Source organism: Fusobacterium ulcerans (assembly GCF_003019675.1).
GTDB classification, from domain to species: Bacteria; Fusobacteriota; Fusobacteriia; order Fusobacteriales; family Fusobacteriaceae; genus Fusobacterium_A; species Fusobacterium_A ulcerans.
This window is the reverse complement of record NZ_CP028105.1, coordinates 1,403,413-1,422,471: the sequence shown is the minus strand read 5'-3', so window position 1 is coordinate 1,422,471 and position 19,059 is coordinate 1,403,413. Positions and strand designations below refer to the sequence as shown.

Below are 19,059 nucleotides of genomic sequence, written 5' to 3'. Positions count from 1 at the left end.
TTTTAAGTTTTTCAAAAAAAGAAAAAAGGCTGAACTTTTAATGTCCAGCCTATAAGAAACTATTTTTCAATTCTTGTATAAGGAATCAAAGCGATGTTTCTAGCTCTTTTTATAGCTTTAGCTATTCTTCTTTGTAACTTAGCATTAGCTCCAGTTACTCTAGAAGGATTGATTTTTCCTTTATCAGATACAAATCTTTTTAAAAGGTCTACATTTTTATAATCAATTTCTTCAGCTTTAACTCTTAATTTAGCTCTTCTTCTTCTGAATTCTGCCATTTTTATAACCTCCTCTTGATTTTAACTACATTCTAAAATAATTAGTCTTGCTTAACGATGATATATCTTATTACTTCTTCAGTAATGTTAAGCTTTCCTTCAACTGCTGATAATTGAGTTCCATCAATATCAAAAGTTGCTAGTACATAGAATCCAGTTTTTTTCTTATCAATAGGATAAGCTAATTTTCTTTCTCCCCATTTTTCACTTTTAGCTACTGTAGCTCCAGCGGCAGTTAAAATTCCTGTTACTTTTTCAACTACTGCATCTCTACCCTCTTCTAAAATTGTTGGGTTGATGATGTACATAATTTCATATTTTTTCATTTTTTAACCTCCTCCCTATGGTTTTAGCCCAAAACACGTTGATTTTGAGCAGGGCACTAAATACTATACCATCTTTTGATGATTTTTTCAAGTATTTATTTATTATTTTTTAGAACTTCTTATCCAAGGTGGAAGATCAAGTTCAGATCTCTTTACATCTGCTTCTTCAGGAGTAACTACTGTTACAGGTTTTTTAGCATCAACATTAATAAACGGCTCACTTTTTTCCTGCTCATTTACAAAGTTGTTAGCTATAATAGTAACCTGTACTCTGTCTCCAACTTCTGGATCGATAACAAGTCCGAACATAACATCATCAGCAGTTTTTCCAGCTGCATCTCTGATCATATCAGAAATAGTCTGAGCTTCCATAAGAGTTATATCTGGTGCTCCAGTTATATTAATAAGTATTTTGCTTGCTCCCAGTATAGATTTTTCAAGTAATGGAGATAATAAAGCTTTCTCAGTAGCTTTTACAGCTCTGTTTTCTCCTTCTCCTTCTCCGAATCCGAGTACAGCTACACCAGAATTCATCATTGTTGCTTTAATATCAGCAAAGTCCAGATTGATAAGTCCATTACCTATCATAAGGTCTGCTACCCCTCTGATACCTATTTTTAGGATATTATTTGCTTCTTTAAATGCATTTTGTAAAGTTATTGTTTTATCAGGTAATTCAAAAAGCTTATCATTTGGTATTATTACTAAAGCATCTACAGCCTTTTTAAGATTTTCAACACCTATATCAGCATTATTTTTTCTTTTCTTTCCTTCAAATGAGAATGGTCTTGTTACAACTGCTACAGTTAATACTCCTAGCTCCTTTGCTACTTTAGCAATTACTGGTGCAGCTCCTGTTCCAGTTCCTCCTCCCATTCCTGCTGTTATGAAAAGCATATCTGTTTCTTCTAAAAGATTTTTGATTTTCTCTACATCCTCTTCTGCTGCCTGTCTTCCTATTTCAGGATCAGCTCCAGCTCCAAGTCCTCTTGTTAATTTTTCTCCAAGTTGGATTCTTATGTCAGCCAGAGATTTATTTAAATCTTGAGCATCTGTGTTGGCCGCAATATATTCTACTCCTCCTACTCCAGATTCGATCATATCATTGATCGCATTTCCTCCAGCTCCTCCAGCTCCTAATACCTTTATCTTAACTAAATCTTGATCTATCAACATAATACCCCCTTTTATCATTTCATTCTGAATTTAAATAAAATTAGAAAACCAGTTTTTTATACTGCTGAGTGTTCCACTTTTCTTTTTGCTGTTATCTTTATCATCTTCTAGTAATTTATCCAAGTCGTCCTCTTCTGTCTCTTCCATTGTATTTTTTGAAGGGGCTTCAGATTCATTCTGCTGCGAATAAAAACCTGACTGCATTCTATTATATTCCTCTTCCATTATTTCACTAAAGATTCCTATAACTGTAGCCATACTGGCATCTACATCCTCCAGACCTCGAAAAGCATGAGGAAGTACCTTTCTCACAACATATCCTGTTTTTTTATTTATTTTTTCAAGAAGACCATCAATAACAATGGCTCCTCCTGTTAAAACCAAACCTTTTCCAAGGTATCCGTTAAATCCAGATTCCTCAATAGTTTGAGTAATAAAGCTGATTATATCTTCTGTTCTTGCATCTATTATATTTTTTATATCTGCTACTGATACCTTTTTAGTATCACCACAAAATATATGCTCTTCATGTATATCTTTATCTTTCAATTTTGATAATATCTCAAAAGCTTCCTGTTTAGATATCTGGAATAGATAACTTATGTCATTGACATAGTGCATTCCACCTAAAGGAAGTGATTTAGAATAGATGAGTTTATCATTTTTAAACAGAATTATATCTGTTGAGCCTTCACCAATATCAATCAAGGCAACTCCCATTCTTCTATCTTCGTCATCAAGAGAAGCTTTAGCAGATGCATAAGCATTTAAAAGGACATTTTCTGCTTCCAGTCCTATCCTATTCACTACTTCTACTAGTTTTTCCGCTTCTGCTTCGTCTATATATATCAGATGGACATCTCCCTGCATCTCTTTTCCAGTAACACCTATTGGATTTTTGATTATCCCTGAATTATTTACTCTGATATTGTATATTTCTCTTTTTAGCACTCTTTCTTTTCCTGTAAGAAGTTCATGTTCAGCCATTCTTATCAGTGTATCTACCTCTTTTTCACCAATTTCTTTTTCATCAAAAGAATATCTTACATTAGTAGTTCTTGATTTAATAGCTTCTCCACTTATTCCTATAGATACTTTTTCAATAGGGATACCAGTCTGTTCTCTTAACTGTCCTAACGCGTAAGCTAGACAGTGACTTAATTCTTCTGGATTTTCCACAACTGACTTTTTTATCCCACGACTTGGTACTTCAACATATCCTAATATTTTTAAATGTTCACCGTCAGCAGATAATTCTCCAGTGACAGCTTTTATTTTCATATTTCCCATATCTACTGCTGTTTTTATTATACTATCTTTATTATCTGTCATCGCTTTTATCCCCCAAACTTTTTACTATAAAGTCATTGAATCTCAAATCTATATACTCTACTTTTTTGCTTTTGATAAGTTCCGAATATAAAGTTTCTACAACCTTATATTTTTCTCTCTTTATCTCTTCATTGGTTTTTAATATTGTACCATCTACAAGGATTATTTCAATGCAATTTTTATCTTTTATGTAGATTTGAGACACTAATTCTTTTAATATGTAGTCATCCATCAAGACTAAAACATTCAGCAGACTTTTTATATCCTCTTCTTTATTTACTGAAATAAGAGGAATATCCTTCTTTTCTTTTTCATTGAAAGTTCCAAAGACTATCCCTTCTGAATCCACTAAATATATTTTATCCTTGATTTGGGCGTAGTAATATAGCTCTTTTTCTTCTACACTTATAGTGAGTTCTCCCAATGCATTATTTTTTATACTGGCATCTTTTACTCTGACATCTTTTTTTAATGCATCTTCTATACTCTTAAAATCTAAGTCCCATATGTTCTTATTATATGTTGTTTTCCCTAGTTCTGTCAATTCCCTTAATAATAATTTTGGTTCTCCTTTTATATTAACCCTCTTTATCTTAAAGAAATCCAGCTTTAAGAATTTTGAAGGAATAGAGAAAACTAAAAAACTTATTCCTAATATTGTGAAAAGTCTTATTATAAATTTCAAAAAAATCTCCTCACTTTTAGATTTGATCTATCTTTTAAATGTTTCCACCATTATTCTTACAACATCATCATATGTATATCCTTTTAAAGTTGCTAGATCTGGAATAAGACTTGTTTTTGTCATTCCAGGAAGCGTATTTACTTCAAGGAAATATACTTTATCATCTTTAAGAATGAAATCGCTTCTTGATATTCCTGCAAGTCCAAGTACATTATGTACTTTCACAGCATTTTCAAGTGCTTCATCATATGCTTTTTTATCTATTTTAGCAGGGTATTCATGTACCGATCCACCTTCAGCATACTTTGATTCATAATCATAAAATTCATTTTTGGGAATTATTCTAAGTACTCCAATTCCTTCTCCATTGATTACTCCAACTGTAAGTTCATCTCCAGTTATCATCTCTTCTATGACTATTTTTTTCCCAACAAGTTCTCCTGCTGCTTTTTCTGCTTCTTCTCTATTATGGCAGAAGAATATTCCTACACTTGAACCCTCAAGAGCTGGTTTAATTACAACAGGATACGAATCTATATCAGATACTTTGTCATAATTTTTTGCAACTCTCACTCCTGCACTTTCAGCAAGTTTTTTAGTAATAACTTTATCCATAGCTATTCCGCTTGCCTCTGCTCCTGAACCAGTGTATGGCTTTCCAAGCATATCAAGAAGTCCCTGTACTCTTCCATCCTCTCCAAATCCTCCATGAAATGCAAGATATGCAAAATCATATTCATTATCAATGAAGGCTGAAACCAGATTTTCTTTTGTAACATCAATTCCATATGCATCATAGCCCTGCTTTAAAAGGCTTTCTAAAATTGCTTTTCCACTATTGAGAGACACTTCTCTTTCAGAAGATATTCCTCCCATAAATACTGCTATCTTCAAAATTATTCCCCCTATTTATCCGAATTTTTAATTATTATTATTTCTTCTTCAAGGTTTATTCCATATTTTTCACTTATAGTCTTTTTCACAAGTTTTAATATTTCAGAAATATCCTTGAATGTAGCAGTACCTCTATTAACTATAAAGTTAGGATGTTTTTCTGATATTTGAGCTCCTCCTATAACAGTTCCTTTCAGTCCTGCCTCTGATATAAGTCTTGCTGAAAAATCTCCTGCTGGGTTTTTGAAAGTACTTCCAAGGTTAGGAAGATCAAGAGGCTGCTTACTTTCTCTCATAGTCTGTATTTCTACAACTTTTTGAAGATCAAATCCATCTTTGAACTTAAATACAGCACTTATTATTATCCATTTTTTACTTTGTATCTCAGTTCTTCTATATGAAAAATCTAAATCCTCTTTTTTTATTCTTCTTATCTCATGATTTTCATCAAATATCTCTATCTCACTTATGCAGTCAAATATTTCACTTCCATAAGCTCCTCCATTCATGTAGACAAGTCCCCCTACACTTCCAGGGATTCCAGCAAGATTTTCAAGTCCACTGTAATTATTTTTGTTCATATAAGCAATAAGCTTATTAAAATCCAATCCAGCTTCTACTTCTACCAGACCTCTTTCCAATTCTCTTACATTATCAAATTCTTTCAGAGAAACAAAGGTCATATCTAAATTTCCTTCATCTATCAGGGTATTTGTCCCATTTCCTATGAGGAAAATATTACTATTTTTTTCAAATATCTCCTTAAGTTCATTTTTATCTTCTACAGTTATAAATTTTTTAGCTGTTCCTCCTACTTTCATATTAGAATGCAGCTTCATTTCATGATTTTCAAGTATCTTCATTATCTGTTTTTCCCTTCTAATTTATCAGCTATCCTGTGAGCTACTTTAGAGATATCTCCTGCTCCCATAAACATAAACACTTCATGCCCTTGGCAGTTTAATATTCTTTCATCTATTTTTTCACTGTTTTTTTCAATTACTACTTTCTCATTTTTTAATATATTTCCAAGATCCTCTACAGTTACTCCAAATTCATCTTTTTCTCCAGCACTATATATAGGAAGAAGAAGTACCTCTTCAGCTCCATCAAATGCATCTTTAAAATTTTGAAGAAGGAACTTAACTCTGCTGTAACGATGAGGCTGAAATATTATAGTAAGTTTTTCATGTTCTATAGATTTCGCTCCTTGTAGAGTTGCTTTGATTTCTGTTGGATGATGTGCATAGTCATCTATTATTTTTATTCCTTTATCTTCATTGCAGTAAAGAATATCATATCTTCTTTTTGAACCTTTGAAGTTTTCTAAAGCTTTTTTCAAAAATTCTTCATTTACTCCGAATTTTTTAGCATAATAAATAACTGGCAGAGAGTTAAGAATATTATGATATCCAGGAATAGATATTGTATATCTTCCTGCATTCTTACCTCTTATTGCTATGTTATAACTTGTTTTCCCATTTTCTATCTGAATATCATAAGCAAATATATCTGCTTCTCTATCCCTTATACTGTATGTTACTATTTTTTCTTTTTCTTTCTTTTCAATTAATTTTTTTAGATTTTCACAGTCTATACACACAACTACTTCATTTTTAGTTTGATCAATAAATTGAGAAAAAGATTTGTTTATATTTTCAAGACATCCATGAGTATCTAGATGATCTTCCTCTACATTGGTTATCACAGCATATGATGGCTTCATAAATAGAAAAGAATTGTCACTTTCATCAGCTTCAGCTACAAAATACTCTGACTTTCCAGGCTTTGCATTTGAACCTATCTCTGGAAGTATTCCTCCTACTACAATAGTAGGATCAAGGTCAAGCATAACTGATGACATCATAGAGCTTGTAGTAGTTTTTCCATGTGTTCCTGCTACTGCTATTCCAGTTTCATCATTTAGAAGCATAGCTAAAAGCTCTCCTCTTTTTACTATTTTTATTCCATTATCCACTGCATATTTATACTCAGGATTATCATGTTTTATGGCACTTGAAGCTATCACCATGTCACACCCTTTAACATGTTCTCCTTCATGAGTATTGTAGACAGTTATTCCCATATTTTCTAATTCTTCTGTAACATATCCTCTGTTTAAGTCAGCCCCATTTACTTCATAACCTTTTGTTTTCATTATTTTAGCAAGACCGCTCATTCCTATACCATTTATACCAATAAAGTAAATCTTTTTCATCAATTAATTCCTCCAAATATCTAAATCATTTATAATTTTTTCTACAGCGTTGGATTTTTTTAAGGATCTTATCCTTACTCTCATAGACTTCAATGCTTCCTCATTTTTTACTAACTCAAGAGCCTTTTCAATTGCAGTGTCTGCCTCTGTATTGGTATATACAAGAGCAGAATTATTTTCTTCTAATATCTTTGCATTGTCATATTGTCCAACTTTTAAAGAATTATATGGAATAATAATTGATGGTTTCTCTAGTTCTATTATTTCAGAAATCGTCAAAGCCCCTGCACGACATATTATCAGGTCAGCAGCAGCCATAATATTTATCATGTTATTAAAATATGGTTTTACTGTATCAGACATCTTAGTTTTCACTATTCTTTTAGTGATATCTTCAAAGTTGTTCTCTCCAGTCGCCCAATAAACTCTCAGTTTTTTATCTTCAAGAAACTTGTCCCAGCTTTTTATTACTGCATCATTTATATCTTTTGCTCCCAGACTTCCTCCAGTTATAAGGATTACTTTTTCATCCTCTTCCAGTTTTAGTCTTTCTCTTTCTTCATTTTCATTTACATAATTGATTTCTTCTCTTAAAGGATTTCCAGTTACATCAAATCTCTTTTGATATTTTAAAGGTATATCATCGTATGTTTTATCAAATGCAAGAAATGTTTTTTCAGCAAATTTATATAATACTTTATTTGTCCATCCCAAATTAGCATTCTGCTCTTGAAGATAAACTTTTTTTCTAAGAAGTATTCCTCCAATTATAGCAGGAACAGAAATATAGTTTCCAAACCCTATTATTGCATCAGGTTTTTCCTTTGCAACTATCTTTATCCCCTGCCATACTCCTTTTAAATATTTAAATATACTTTTTATATTTTTAGGAGGTTTTATATCCAGACCAATAAATCTAAATCCTGCTTCTGGAACTATTTCTTTTTCCATTCTAATACTTGTTCCTACAAAAAGGACATCTATATTTTTTAATTTAAGACCTTCTGCTACAGCTAGAGCAGGATAAATATGCCCTCCTGTTCCTCCAGTCGTTAAAATAATTTTTTTCAAATTTCTCACCTACCAAAGATTTCTCTTACTAATTCCTTGAATACTTCCCCTCTGTGTTCATAACTTTTAAACTGATCAAAGCTGGAAGTTGCTGGGGAAAGAAGTACCACTTGATGTTCTTCTGGGTTAAATCTTTCCTTCATATTTAATAAACAGCTTCTTAAATCTCTAAGAAGAAATATCTTGCTGCTGTCATAACCTTTTTCTAAAAGTATCCTGTTAATATCTTCAGCAGTTTCACCTATGAGATATGTCTCTTTTGCATGAATCTTTATCAGGTCTGCCAGAGGAACCCAGTCAAGCTTTTTGTCAAATCCTCCGCAAATAAGAATGCACTGATCAAAAGCCTCCACTGCAAATTTTGTTGAATCAATATTTGTTCCCTTAGAATCATTTATGAATTTTACTTTTCCATAATCAAAAAAGTCTTCCATTCTATGTTCAATAGTTTCTGTATTGTATAGAAACTCTCTTATCTTCTCATTTGATATTCCTACTATTTCAGCTGTCGCTGTAATAAAAAGCACATTTTCAAGATTATGTTTTCCTTTTAATGAAAGTTTAGAGCATTCCAATATCTCTCCATCTTTTCCATAGAGCTTTCCATTTTCCGCCCAGAAATCACATTTTTCACTGATATTCTGAGATATTTTTATCTTTTTACCCAATACAAGCGCTTCTCTTTCTACCACTTCTTTAGAATCAAGATTAAAGATAAAATAATCATCCTCAGTTTGATTTTTACCAATATTGAATTTTGTTTTATAATAATCATCTATATCCTTATATCTAGAAAGATGGTCAGGAGTAAGATTTATAACCATAGTTATCCAAGGTTTAAAATCAAGAAGATTTTCAAGTTGATATGAACTTAACTCTAAAACAATATAGTCCAGATCTTGATATTTTAAAAGCAGTTCTGCATAGGAAACACCTATATTTCCTGCATACTCAGCTTTATATCCAGCATATTGAAGCAATTCTGTGATTTTAGAGGTAGTAGTAGTCTTTCCATTTGTCCCTGTCACAGCTATTATTTTACTTTTTATTCCATATTGTACCATATATTCATAACTTAATTCAATTTCATCTATCAATTTTATTTTTTTTTCTTTAGCTTTCATTACAAGTTCATTGTATGGCACTCCTGGACTTTTTACAAAAACCTCTATTTCATTCAGATGTTCCATTCCTTCTTTAGAAGATATTCCCTTTTTATCATCAACTAATATTACTTCATATCCCATATTTTTTAGCAGATGTTCAGCTCCAAGACCGCTTACACCAGCTCCGAAGACCATTGCTTTTTTCATAACATATCCCTTCCTTTTTTCCTGTTTCCTATATAGACGGAAAACCACGGGGGTTCCGTGGTTCTTTTATTAGAGAATTCCTCTTAATCTTATTATTCCAAGTGCTACCATTCCGAATATTAAAGTAGTTATCCAGAATCTCATTGTCACCTTTGTTTCAGCTAGACCACTGAGTTCAAAGTGATGATGAATAGGTGCCATCTTGAATATTCTTTTTCCTCTCAGCTTGAAAGATCCTACTTGAAGTATAACTGAAAGAGCTTCCATTACAAATACGCCTCCAATTATTGGAAGAATTAGTTCCTGCTTCAAAAGAATAGCAACTACTCCCAATACTCCACCTAGAGTAAGAGAACCAGTATCTCCCATAAATATCTGGGCTGGATAGAAGTTATACCATAGAAATCCAAGTCCTGATCCACATATAGTAGCAAGGAATACAGACATCTCTCCTGAACCTGGTATATAGAAAAGTTTCAAGTGTTCACTCATATTTACATTTCCTGTGAAGTAAGAAATTGCTCCAAGGATAGTAGAACATATTATCATTGGCATTATAGCCAGTCCATCTAGTCCATCTGTTATATTTACTGCATTAGATGTTCCCATAAGAATTATAAGAATGAAAATCAGCATACCTATACTTCCTATGTAAAACATACTTCCAGAAACTAGAGGATTTATTATAGAGAGATCAAATGCCCTGTCCCCTGTCAAACCTATGTGAGTTACAAAAAGCCATACTAAAATAGCTATCAAAGCCTGACCTAAAAGTTTTTTCTTTCCAGAAAGGCCCTTTTTATTGACAGTAAATTTTTTATAATCATCAATAAATCCTATAGAGGCAAATCCCATCATAGCAACAAGAAGTACATCTATAAAAACATTGGAAATATCTGATACAAGGAGATTTGTTACCAGCATTACTACAACTATAAGAACTCCACCCATTGTAGGCGTTCCTTTTTTAGAAAGGTGTGAAGCAGGACCATCATCTCTGATTTTTTCCCCAAATTTTTTAACTTTAAGATAGTTTATGAATGGTTTTCCTAAGATCAAAACTAAAACAAAAGATAGTGTAAAACTTATGAATCCTCTTAAATACATAGACTTCAAGAAAGCAAGGCTCTCAAAGTACTCCCCTATTATATATAACATTCTATTATTAATCTCCTCACAATATTTTTTCTGATTTTATATTTTCAATTATCTTATTATCTCTTCAAGTTTCATTCCACGAGACCCTTTTAAAAGAACAGCAGTTTTTCCATGTTCTTTCTCAAGAATATTTTTTATATCTTCTTTATTTGTGAAATGAGTTATTTTTTCTTTGTTTCCCTGTATAACTTTTAAAGCTTTTGCCATTCTCTCTCCATATAAGTATATCTTATCAGTATGGATAATTAAAGCTTTTTCTATAATATTTTCATGATATTCTATCTCTTTTTCTCCAAGTTCCAACATATCTCCCAAAACTGTTATTTTTAAGGCATCATTATACAGTTTATCAAAAGTTTCAAGAGAGAAGCTTACCGATATCGGGCTGGCATTATATGCATCATTTATATAAATAATATTTTCTTTCTCTATTTTTTGAAATCTCATTGGAGTAAGCTCAAGATTTTTCAATCCATTACTTATTTCTTCATAAGATACTCCCATTTTCTTTCCTATTACTATTGCCATAGCTGTATTTATACAGTTATGTTTTCCATTTAGAGATACAGTATATTTTTTCTCTTCCATCTCAAAAGACAGCCCCTCATCACTGTCAGTAAAATTTTTAATTTGATAGTTATTATTATTTTCATAACCTACTTTTATTCCATTAAGATCTTTAAGAAATGGATCATCTCCAAATACAATTAAATTTTCTGCTGAAACATATTTTACTAATTCAGTTTTTGCTTTAAAAACATTTTCTCTAGTTTTCAGGAACTCCAAGTGAGAGTCTCCTATATTAGTTATAACCCCAATATCAGGTTCAACTATACTAGATAATAAGTCTATCTCTCCAAAGCCGCTCATTCCTAATTCAAGAACTGCTGCTTCACATTTTTCATCTAATTGCAGAATTGTAAATGGGACTCCTATATGATTATTAAGATTTCCCATAGTTTTAGCAGTTACATATTTTTGGGACAATACAGAATATATCATATCTTTTGTAGTAGTTTTCCCATTGCTTCCAGTTATAGCAATAACTTTTACATCAAGAGTATGTCTGTATTTTTTAGCAAGCTCCTGCATACACTTTATAGTATCCTCTACTTTAATTACTCTTTTATCATTTCCTTTGTAATTATCAGCTATTACTAAGGCTGCACCTTTTTCAAGTACATCATCTATATAGCTGTTCCCATTATTTATAGCAAAAAACAGATCCCCTTTTTGGACTTTTCTGCTGTCCATAACTACATGACCTATTTCATTTTTTTCAACTACACTCTTTATTCCAAATATTTTATCCAGAATATTAAAAAGTATTTTCATTTTATCATTCCTTTTCCTTTTAAATACCTTTATTTTATCATTAAAAACTTTTGTATACAAGGATTTTCACAATTATTTCAAGCTCAATGCAAAATCATAAAGAGAAGTAAAAATATCTATTTTTCTATCTCCAAGTTTTTCCAATGTCTCCATACCATGACCTGTTTTTACTAGAATAGGAGTAAGACCAGCTTTTTGTCCTGCATCTATATCTGCAAGAGTATCTCCTACCATAAAAGACACTGCTGTATCTATATCAAACTCTTTTATTGCAGCATCCAGCATTCCAGTATTTGGCTTTCTGCATATACAATCAGTTTTGTATTTTCCTACACCTTTTTCTGGATGATGAGGGCAGTAGTAGAATTTTTCTATTATTACTCCATTTTTTTCCAGTTCTTTTTTTATATGTTCATTTAATTTTTGAAGATCCTCTTCTGTATAATATCCCCTTGCTATACCAGACTGATTAGTTACAACTGCCATTGTATATCCAAGAGAAGAAAATATCTTTAGAGCCTCCACCACATTTTTTTCAAATTCAAAGTCTTCTATCCTATGAAGATAATCTTTTTCTACATTTATAGTTCCATCTCTATCCAGTAAAATTGCTTTTTTCATTTATAACATCCTTTATTTCATTTTTTTATATTTTTTGGCAGATTTTCTGAATATATTATTCTCTCTTTCAGTAAAAAAACAACCACTTAAAATATACCTTATATTTTAATGTTTGTACATAATTTTTTTCAAAAAATAAAAAAAAGCTTGGCAAGTTCTTATCCTCCCGGGAGGCTTCCCTCCAAGTACTTTCAGCGTTTACGGGCTTAACTTCTGGGTTCGGAATGGGACCAGGTGTACCCCCGCAGCTATTCTTACCAAGCTGTGTGTGTATTATTTCTAATAGACACTTGAAACTATATAGTAGCATACGCTTTCGCGCTTTCAATCTTTAGGTTAAAACTTTGACTTATTAGTATTGGTCAGCTAAAAGCCTCGCAGCTCTTACACCCCCAACCTATCAACCTTCTAGTCTCGAAGGAGTCTTAAAGAATACTTATCTTGAAGCTGGTTTCCCGCTTAGATGCTTTCAGCGGTTATCCGTTCCAAACGTGACTACCCAGCTGTGCCACTGGCGTGACAACTGGTACATCAGAGGTTTGTCCATCCCGGTCCTCTCGTACTAAGGACAGATCTTCTCAATATTCTAACGCCTACAGTGGATAGGGACCGAACTGTCTCACGACGTTCTGAACCCAGCTCACGTACCGCTTTAATGGGCGAACAGCCCAACCCTTGGGACCTTCTCCAGCCCCAGGATGCGATGAGCCGACATCGAGGTGCCAAACTTTGCCGTCGATATGGACTCTCGGGCAAAATCAGCCTGTTATCCCCAGGGTAGCTTTTATCCGTTGAGCGACGACCCTTCCATTCGGAATCGCCGGATCACTATGTCCTGCTTTCGCACCTGCTCGACCCGTCAGTCTCGCAGTTAAGCTCTCTTATGCCATTGCACTCTGCGGTTGATTTCCATCCAACCTGAGAGAACCTTTGAACGCCTCCGTTACTCTTTCGGAGGCGACCGCCCCAGTCAAACTGCCCACCTAGCACTGTTTCCGTGGCTACAAACCACAGATTAGAATTTCGACATTGAATGGTTGGTATTCCACCGACAACTCCAATACAGCTAGCGCCATATCTTCATAGTTTCCCAACTATCCTATACATGCAATGCCAAAACCCAATACCAAGCTACAGTAAAGCTCCATGGGGTCTTTCCGTCCTACTGTAGGTAACCGGTATCTTCACCGGTAGTACAATTTCACCAGGCCTCCCGTCAAGACAGCGCTCAAATCATTACACCATTCGTGCAGGTCGGAACTTACCCGACAAGGAATTTCGCTACCTTAGGACCGTTATAGTTACGGCCGCCGTTCACCGGGGCTTCAATTCGGAGCTCTCACTCCTCCTCTTAACCTTCCGGCACTGGGCAGGTGTCAGCCCATATACATCGCCTTACAGCTTAGCATAGACCTGTGTTTTTGTTAAACAGTTGCTTGAGCCTCTTCACTGCGACCCCCAAATGCTTTACAGCGCGTAGCTGTTAACATCCAGGGGCACCCCTTCTCCCAAAGTTACGGGGCAATTTTGCAGAGTTCCTTAACGAGAGTTAGCCTGTCCGCCTTAGATTTCTCATCCTGACCACCTGTGTCGGTTTCGGGTACGGGCAGTTATACCTTAACGTTAGAAGCTTTTCTCGGCAGCGTGGGATTTGTGCATTCATCTTACGACTATATATCACACCTCAAGTCTAATCTAGCGGATTTTCCTACTAGACCACTCTACATGCTTTTACGGGAACTTCCGTTCTCCCGCGCACATACCCTTCTGCGTCCCTCCATCACAAAATATAACTGGCACAGAAATATTAATCTGTTTTCCATTCGCCTACGCATTTTAGCCTCGGCTTAGGTCCCGGCTTACTCAGGGAAGACAAGCTTTACCCTGAAAACCTTGGTCTTCCGGCGAGGGGGATTCTCGCCCCCTTTCTCGCTACTTATTCCTGCATTCTCACTTCTGATACCTCCAGAGTTGCTTACGCTTCTCCTTCAACGGCCTACAGAACGCTCTCCTACCAATTGCTTACGCAATTCCACAGCTTCGGTTTATAACTTAGCCCCGTTACATTGTCGGCGCAGAGACTCTCGACCAGTGAGCTATTACGCACTCTTTAAAGGTATGGCTGCTTCTAAGCCAACCTCCTGGTTGTTTGTGAATCTCCACCTCCTTTCCCACTTAGTTATAATTAGGGACCTTAGCTGGTGGTCTGGGTTGTTTCCCTTTTGACAATGGAAGTTAATTCCCATAGTCTCACTCCTGAGCTTTGAATTATGGTATTCGGAGTTTGATTGAATTCAGTAAGCAATATGCCCCCTAGTTCATTCAGTGCTCTACCCCCATAATTAAACACTCAAGGCTGCACCTAAATGCATTTCGGAGAGAACGAGCTATCTCCTAGTTCGATTGGCTTTTCACCCCTAAACCTACCTCATCTCCCAACTTTTCAACGGCGGTGAGTTCGGGCCTCCACTGTGTCTTACCACAGCTTCACCCTGGACAGGCTTAGATCACCAGGTTTCGCGTCTACGCCCAGCGACTATGTCGCCCTGTTCAGACTCGGTTTCCCTTCGGCTCCGTTATACTTAACCTCGCCACTGAACGTAACTCGCAGGATCATTCTCCAAAAGGCACGCCATCACTCCGAAGAGCTCTGACCGCTTGTAAGCACACAGTTTCAGGTTCTATTTCACTCCCCTCCCGGGGTTCTTTTCACCTTTCCCTCACGGTACTATACGCTATCGGTTAGTAAGAGTATTTAGCCTTACGAGATATGGTCCTCGCAGATTCACACAGAATTCCTCGTGTTCCATGTTACTTGGGAGAGAACATACATTCTAATGAGTTTACCTGTACAGGATTATCACCTTCTACGATCTAGCTTTCCAACTAGTTCCAGTTCGGTCATTAGATATGTTGAATATCTTACAGTTCTTCAAACGTTCTTCCCACAACCCCATATAAGCAACGGCTGTATCCTTGACACTTATATGGTTTAGGCTCATCCCCGTTCGCTCGCCGCTACTTGGGGAATCGTTTTTACTTTCTTTTCCTCGAGTTACTTAGATGTTTCAGTTCACTCGGTACCCTCTTTCGTGCTAAGACTCCATCTTAGCAGATTGCTCCATTCGGAAATCTTGGGGTTGGCGCTCGTTTGCAGCTAACCCAAGCTTATCGCAGCTTACCACGTCCTTCATCGGCTCTTACTACCTAGGCATTCCCTGTGTGCCCTTAATTATTTTAACCTATTTTGTTTTTGTTTAATTTGATTGACAGCTAACTCTGTTTATATAAACAAGAGTTAAAATTGTATTTAATCTACTATATAGTTTCCAATGTCCATTTGATAAGTTATCCAGCGCTTAATACGCTGTAAGAACATTATCAATAGAATAGAGAAAGAGAAATGATCTCCTTAGAAAGGAGGTGATCCATCCGCACGTTCCCGTACGGATACCTTGTTACGACTTCACCCCAATCGCTAATCACACCCTCGGAACATCCCTCCTTACGGTTAGGCCTGTTACTTCAGGTGCAACCAACTCTCGTGGTGTGACGGGCGGTGTGTACAAGACCCGAGAACGTATTCACCGCAACATAGCTGATTTGCGATTACTAGCGATTCCAACTTCATGTACTCGAGTTGCAGAGTACAATCCGAACTAAGAATAGTTTTATGAGATTAGCTTACCCTCGCAGGTTTGCAGCTCTCTGTACTACCCATTGTAGCACGTGTGTAGCCCAGCGTATAAGGGGCATGATGACTTGACGTCATCCCCACCTTCCTCCTGCTCATCGCAGGCAGTCTCGCATGAGTCCCCAACTTAATGATGGTAACATACGAAAGGGGTTGCGCTCGTTGCGGGACTTAACCCAACATCTCACGACACGAGCTGACGACAGCCATGCACCACCTGTCACCAAGTTCCTCCGAAGAGGCACGAAAACATCTCTGTTAACTTCTTGGGATGTCAAACGCTGGTAAGGTTCCTCGCGTTGCGTCGAATTAAACCACATGCTCCACCGCTTGTGCGGGTCCCCGTCAATTCCTTTGAGTTTCATACTTGCGTACGTACTCCCCAGGCGGATTACTTATCGCGTTAGCTTGGGCGCTGAGGTTCGACCCCCAACACCTAGTAATCATCGTTTACGGCGTGGACTACCAGGGTATCTAATCCTGTTTGCTACCCACGCTTTCGCGCTTTAGCGTCAGTATCTGTCCAGTAGGCTGGCTTCCCCATCGGCATTCCTACAAATATCTACGAATTTCACCTCTACACTTGTAGTTCCGCCTACCTCTCCAGTACTCTAGTTTAGCAGTTTCCAACGCAATACGGGGTTGAGCCCCGCATTTTCACATCAGACTTACTAAGCCGCCTAGACGCGCTTTACGCCCAATAAATCCGGATAACGCTTGCGACATACGTATTACCGCGGCTGCTGGCACGTATTTAGCCGTCGCTTCTTCTGTTGGTACCGTCACTGACTTCTTCCCAACTGAAAGCACTTTACATTCCGAAAAACTTCATCGTGCACACAGAATTGCTGGATCAGACTTTTGGTCCATTGTCCAATATTCCCCACTGCTGCCTCCCGTAGGAGTAAGGGCCGTGTCTCAGTCCCCTTGTGGCCGTTCACCCTCTCAGGCCGGCTACCCATCATCGTCTTGGTGAGCCGTTACCTCACCAACTAACTAATGGGACGCAAAGCTCTCTCACAGCGCATATAGCTTTCATAACCAGATCATGCGACCCAATCATAATATCCGGTATTAGCATTCGTTTCCAAATGTTGTCCCAGTCTGTAAGGCAAGTTCTTTACGCGTTACTCACCCGTCCGCCACCTTCACCCGAAGGATCAAGTAGACTTGCATGTGTTAAGCATTCTGTCAGCGTTCATCCTGAGCCAGGATCAAACTCTTCGTTCAATCTATTTACTCAGTTATATAACTGATTGTTTACACCTATTTATTGTTTGTTGATTTTTTCATCTCTCTCTATTCTGTTGTTAATGTCCTTATTTTCTTTATTTAATTTGTTTCATGTTTTGTTCCGCTTTCCTGCGGCACATTGATTATAATATCACAAATACTAATTCCCGTCAACAACTTTTTTTCAATTATTTTCAAATATTTTTTATTCTTTTAAAGAACCCTTTATTTTATTAGGCTCTCAATAGGATAGAGTTTGAAAAAATATTTATTTTCATTTTGTTTTTATCTTAAATGTTGAAAAATTATCTGAAAAATATTTTAAAAATTTTACAAAAATTATAAAAAAAATAAAAAATAGGCAACTAAAAAGATAAATTGAATTTCCTATGATTAAACAATCAGTAATTTTATCTGCTGTGATTAATTTAGATATAAAAGCAAAACTGTTGTAATCTCCAAGAAATATTTTCACCTATTAGTCACCTATGTAGTATTTTAAAATCTAAATTTAATATAAAAGCTTAGAAAATTCTTTTAATAATATTTTAAATTGAGATAAAAGCTAAAACTCTTGTTGTTTTTTACAAAACATTCCTATATTAAAAATCTTCTTTTCTGAACTCTTTTCTTTTGCAGAGTAAATGAACGAAGCTATGTAAGTAGTAATTGGAGCAACTACCACAAGTCCTATGCTTCCTATTATTATTTTAATAACTTCAGAGGTTACCATTTTCATATTCAATATTTGAAGTATAGTTGTATTCCTCTCCATAAATAGTATCATCAAAGTAAGAAAGCCTCCTGAATATGCAAGTAAAAGAGTAGTTGTCATAGTTCCTATAACTGATCTTCCAACATTGAATCCTGATTTTATCAAAGATTTTCTGGAAATATCTGGATTGTGAAGTTTCAGTTCTTCAATAGTTGCTGTCATATCCATGGCTATATCCATAGCTGCCCCACTTGCCCCTATTACTATTGCTGCATAGAAAATATCGAGAATATTTATACTCATAAAACTAGAAAATACTACACTTTGAGCAAGAGGCTGGTTCATTCCATCTATTCTGAAGGTATCTCCAAAAAGAAATGTAAGAGCAGCAGTGACAAAAAGTCCTGACATAGTTCCAAGAAAAGCACTGAAACCCTTTTTAGTAAACCCAGCTACTAAAAATATTATTAAAGCTGACAAGAGAACAAGAGCAGATACTGTTACAGCAAATATATTTTCGCCTTTTCTTAAAGCAGGTATAAGATATTCCCAGATTATTACAATACTTCCTGCAAAAGAAAGAAGAGATTTCAAGCCTACTTTCCCTGCATAAGCAACAAGAAGAGCAACAAATATAAGGCCTAGTGCAGCTATTTTCTCTATTCTTAAAAGAGATAATACTTTCCCATCTATTTTTTCATCATTTTCCATAACTGCCATAAGAACTTTATCTTTTTCTGTATAAAATTCATCATACTCCATACTTCCGCTCAAAAGATTATTTACCTCTAATATTTTCCCCTTAAATTTTCCAGTAAGGACCTCCACAGTAAGATGCTGACACCCTACTTTAGATATTCCCTGAACTATTGCATCACTGTTATCAACTGTAAGAACTCTTCCTATATTTTCTTTTTTAAAGAAATACCCCTCCAGCTTCCCACTGAAAACTAGAAGGGCAAGGAATGTCATTACTACTCCTATTCCTATTTTCTTCACCTTTTTATCCC

At 35.6% G+C, this 19,059-nt stretch carries 14 protein-coding genes and 3 rRNA genes; all 17 read right to left on the bottom strand.

The annotated features are described in order from the left end of the window. Window positions 1-59 precede the first annotated feature (59 nt). Window positions 60-278 (bottom strand): 30S ribosomal protein S18, encoded by a 219-nt coding sequence (gene rpsR / locus C4N20_RS06485; RefSeq protein WP_005950253.1) that lies wholly within the window; start codon window positions 276-278, stop codon window positions 60-62. 41 nt (window positions 279-319) lie between these two features. Continuing rightward, complete coding sequence (gene rpsF, locus C4N20_RS06480; protein WP_005982371.1) at window positions 320-604, bottom strand: 30S ribosomal protein S6; 285 nt, start codon at window positions 602-604, stop codon at window positions 320-322. A gap of 102 nt (window positions 605-706) precedes the next feature. Beyond that, window positions 707-1,780 carry a cell division protein FtsZ gene (gene ftsZ, locus C4N20_RS06475; protein WP_005982369.1) on the bottom strand — a complete coding sequence of 358 codons (1,074 nt, stop codon included), beginning with the start codon at window positions 1,778-1,780 and terminating at the stop codon, window positions 707-709. Window positions 1,781-1,810: 30 nt separating this feature from the next. Beyond that, window positions 1,811-3,112, bottom strand: coding sequence for a cell division protein FtsA (gene ftsA / locus C4N20_RS06470; RefSeq protein ID WP_005982367.1), 1,302 nt, complete (start codon window positions 3,110-3,112; stop codon window positions 1,811-1,813). Continuing rightward, window positions 3,102-3,797, bottom strand: coding sequence for a cell division protein FtsQ/DivIB (locus tag C4N20_RS06465; RefSeq protein WP_005982365.1), 696 nt, complete (start codon window positions 3,795-3,797; stop codon window positions 3,102-3,104). The genes ftsA and C4N20_RS06465 overlap by 11 nt, the downstream gene beginning before the upstream one ends. A gap of 27 nt (window positions 3,798-3,824) precedes the next feature. Beyond that, window positions 3,825-4,691, bottom strand: a complete 867-nt coding sequence (locus C4N20_RS06460; protein WP_005982363.1) for a D-alanine--D-alanine ligase — start codon at window positions 4,689-4,691, stop codon at window positions 3,825-3,827. Between the two features lie 11 nt (window positions 4,692-4,702). Beyond that, a complete protein-coding gene (gene murB, locus C4N20_RS06455; RefSeq protein ID WP_005982361.1) occupies window positions 4,703-5,554 on the bottom strand; it encodes a UDP-N-acetylmuramate dehydrogenase in 852 nt (283 codons plus the stop codon). Then, the gene (gene murC, locus C4N20_RS06450) at window positions 5,554-6,909 is read right to left on the bottom strand and encodes a UDP-N-acetylmuramate--L-alanine ligase (RefSeq protein ID WP_005982359.1); all 1,356 of its coding nucleotides are present in this window, start codon (window positions 6,907-6,909) and stop codon (window positions 5,554-5,556) included. Before murC ends, murB begins: the two co-directional genes overlap by 1 nt. 3 nt (window positions 6,910-6,912) lie before the next feature. Beyond that, window positions 6,913-7,989, bottom strand: a complete 1,077-nt coding sequence (murG, locus tag C4N20_RS06445) for an undecaprenyldiphospho-muramoylpentapeptide beta-N-acetylglucosaminyltransferase (RefSeq protein WP_005982357.1) — start codon at window positions 7,987-7,989, stop codon at window positions 6,913-6,915. After that, window positions 7,986-9,293 carry a UDP-N-acetylmuramoyl-L-alanine--D-glutamate ligase gene (gene murD, locus C4N20_RS06440; protein ID WP_005982355.1) on the bottom strand — a complete coding sequence of 436 codons (1,308 nt, stop codon included), beginning with the start codon at window positions 9,291-9,293 and terminating at the stop codon, window positions 7,986-7,988. Before murD ends, murG begins: the two co-directional genes overlap by 4 nt. Before the next feature lie 69 nt (window positions 9,294-9,362). Continuing rightward, window positions 9,363-10,451 (bottom strand): phospho-N-acetylmuramoyl-pentapeptide-transferase, encoded by a 1,089-nt coding sequence (gene mraY, locus C4N20_RS06435; RefSeq protein WP_005982353.1) that lies wholly within the window; start codon window positions 10,449-10,451, stop codon window positions 9,363-9,365. Between the two features lie 48 nt (window positions 10,452-10,499). Continuing rightward, window positions 10,500-11,786, bottom strand: a complete 1,287-nt coding sequence (locus C4N20_RS06430) for a UDP-N-acetylmuramoyl-tripeptide--D-alanyl-D-alanine ligase (RefSeq protein ID WP_040490928.1) — start codon at window positions 11,784-11,786, stop codon at window positions 10,500-10,502. Between the two features lie 72 nt (window positions 11,787-11,858). After that, window positions 11,859-12,407, bottom strand: coding sequence for a D-glycero-beta-D-manno-heptose 1,7-bisphosphate 7-phosphatase (gene gmhB / locus C4N20_RS06425; protein WP_040490927.1), 549 nt, complete (start codon window positions 12,405-12,407; stop codon window positions 11,859-11,861). Between the two features lie 145 nt (window positions 12,408-12,552). Beyond that, window positions 12,553-12,669, bottom strand: a 5S ribosomal RNA gene (gene rrf / locus C4N20_RS06420). Between the two features lie 70 nt (window positions 12,670-12,739). Further along, window positions 12,740-15,650 (bottom strand): 23S ribosomal RNA (locus C4N20_RS06415). A 173-nt stretch (window positions 15,651-15,823) separates the two neighbouring features. Next, a 16S ribosomal RNA gene (locus C4N20_RS06410) occupies window positions 15,824-17,331 on the bottom strand. Together the 16S, 23S and 5S rRNA genes form the textbook arrangement of a ribosomal RNA operon. Window positions 17,332-17,899: 568 nt before the next feature. Further along, window positions 17,900-19,048 carry a YibE/F family protein gene (locus C4N20_RS06400; RefSeq protein ID WP_005978643.1) on the bottom strand — a complete coding sequence of 383 codons (1,149 nt, stop codon included), beginning with the start codon at window positions 19,046-19,048 and terminating at the stop codon, window positions 17,900-17,902. Window positions 19,049-19,059: the final 11 nt, after the last annotated feature.

Bases quoted from the DNA above. Each gene is read 5' to 3' on its own strand.
- ftsZ (WP_005982369.1), bottom strand. From the start codon at position 1,780: ATGTTGATAGATCAAGATTTAGTTAAGATAAAGGTATTAGGAGCTGGA.
- murC (WP_005982359.1), bottom strand. From the start codon at position 6,909: ATGAAAAAGATTTACTTTATTGGTATAAATGGTATAGGAATGAGCGGT.
- gmhB (WP_040490927.1), bottom strand. From the start codon at position 12,407: ATGAAAAAAGCAATTTTACTGGATAGAGATGGAACTATAAATGTAGAA.
- mraY (WP_005982353.1), bottom strand. From the start codon at position 10,451: ATGTTATATATAATAGGGGAGTACTTTGAGAGCCTTGCTTTCTTGAAG.
- murB (WP_005982361.1), bottom strand. From the start codon at position 5,554: ATGAAGATACTTGAAAATCATGAAATGAAGCTGCATTCTAATATGAAA.
- C4N20_RS06430 (WP_040490928.1), bottom strand. From the start codon at position 11,786: ATGAAAATACTTTTTAATATTCTGGATAAAATATTTGGAATAAAGAGT.
- murD (WP_005982355.1), bottom strand. From the start codon at position 9,293: ATGAAAAAAGCAATGGTCTTCGGAGCTGGTGTAAGCGGTCTTGGAGCT.
- rpsR (WP_005950253.1), bottom strand. From the start codon at position 278: ATGGCAGAATTCAGAAGAAGAAGAGCTAAATTAAGAGTTAAAGCTGAA.
- rpsF (WP_005982371.1), bottom strand. From the start codon at position 604: ATGAAAAAATATGAAATTATGTACATCATCAACCCAACAATTTTAGAA.
- ftsA (WP_005982367.1), bottom strand. From the start codon at position 3,112: ATGACAGATAATAAAGATAGTATAATAAAAACAGCAGTAGATATGGGA.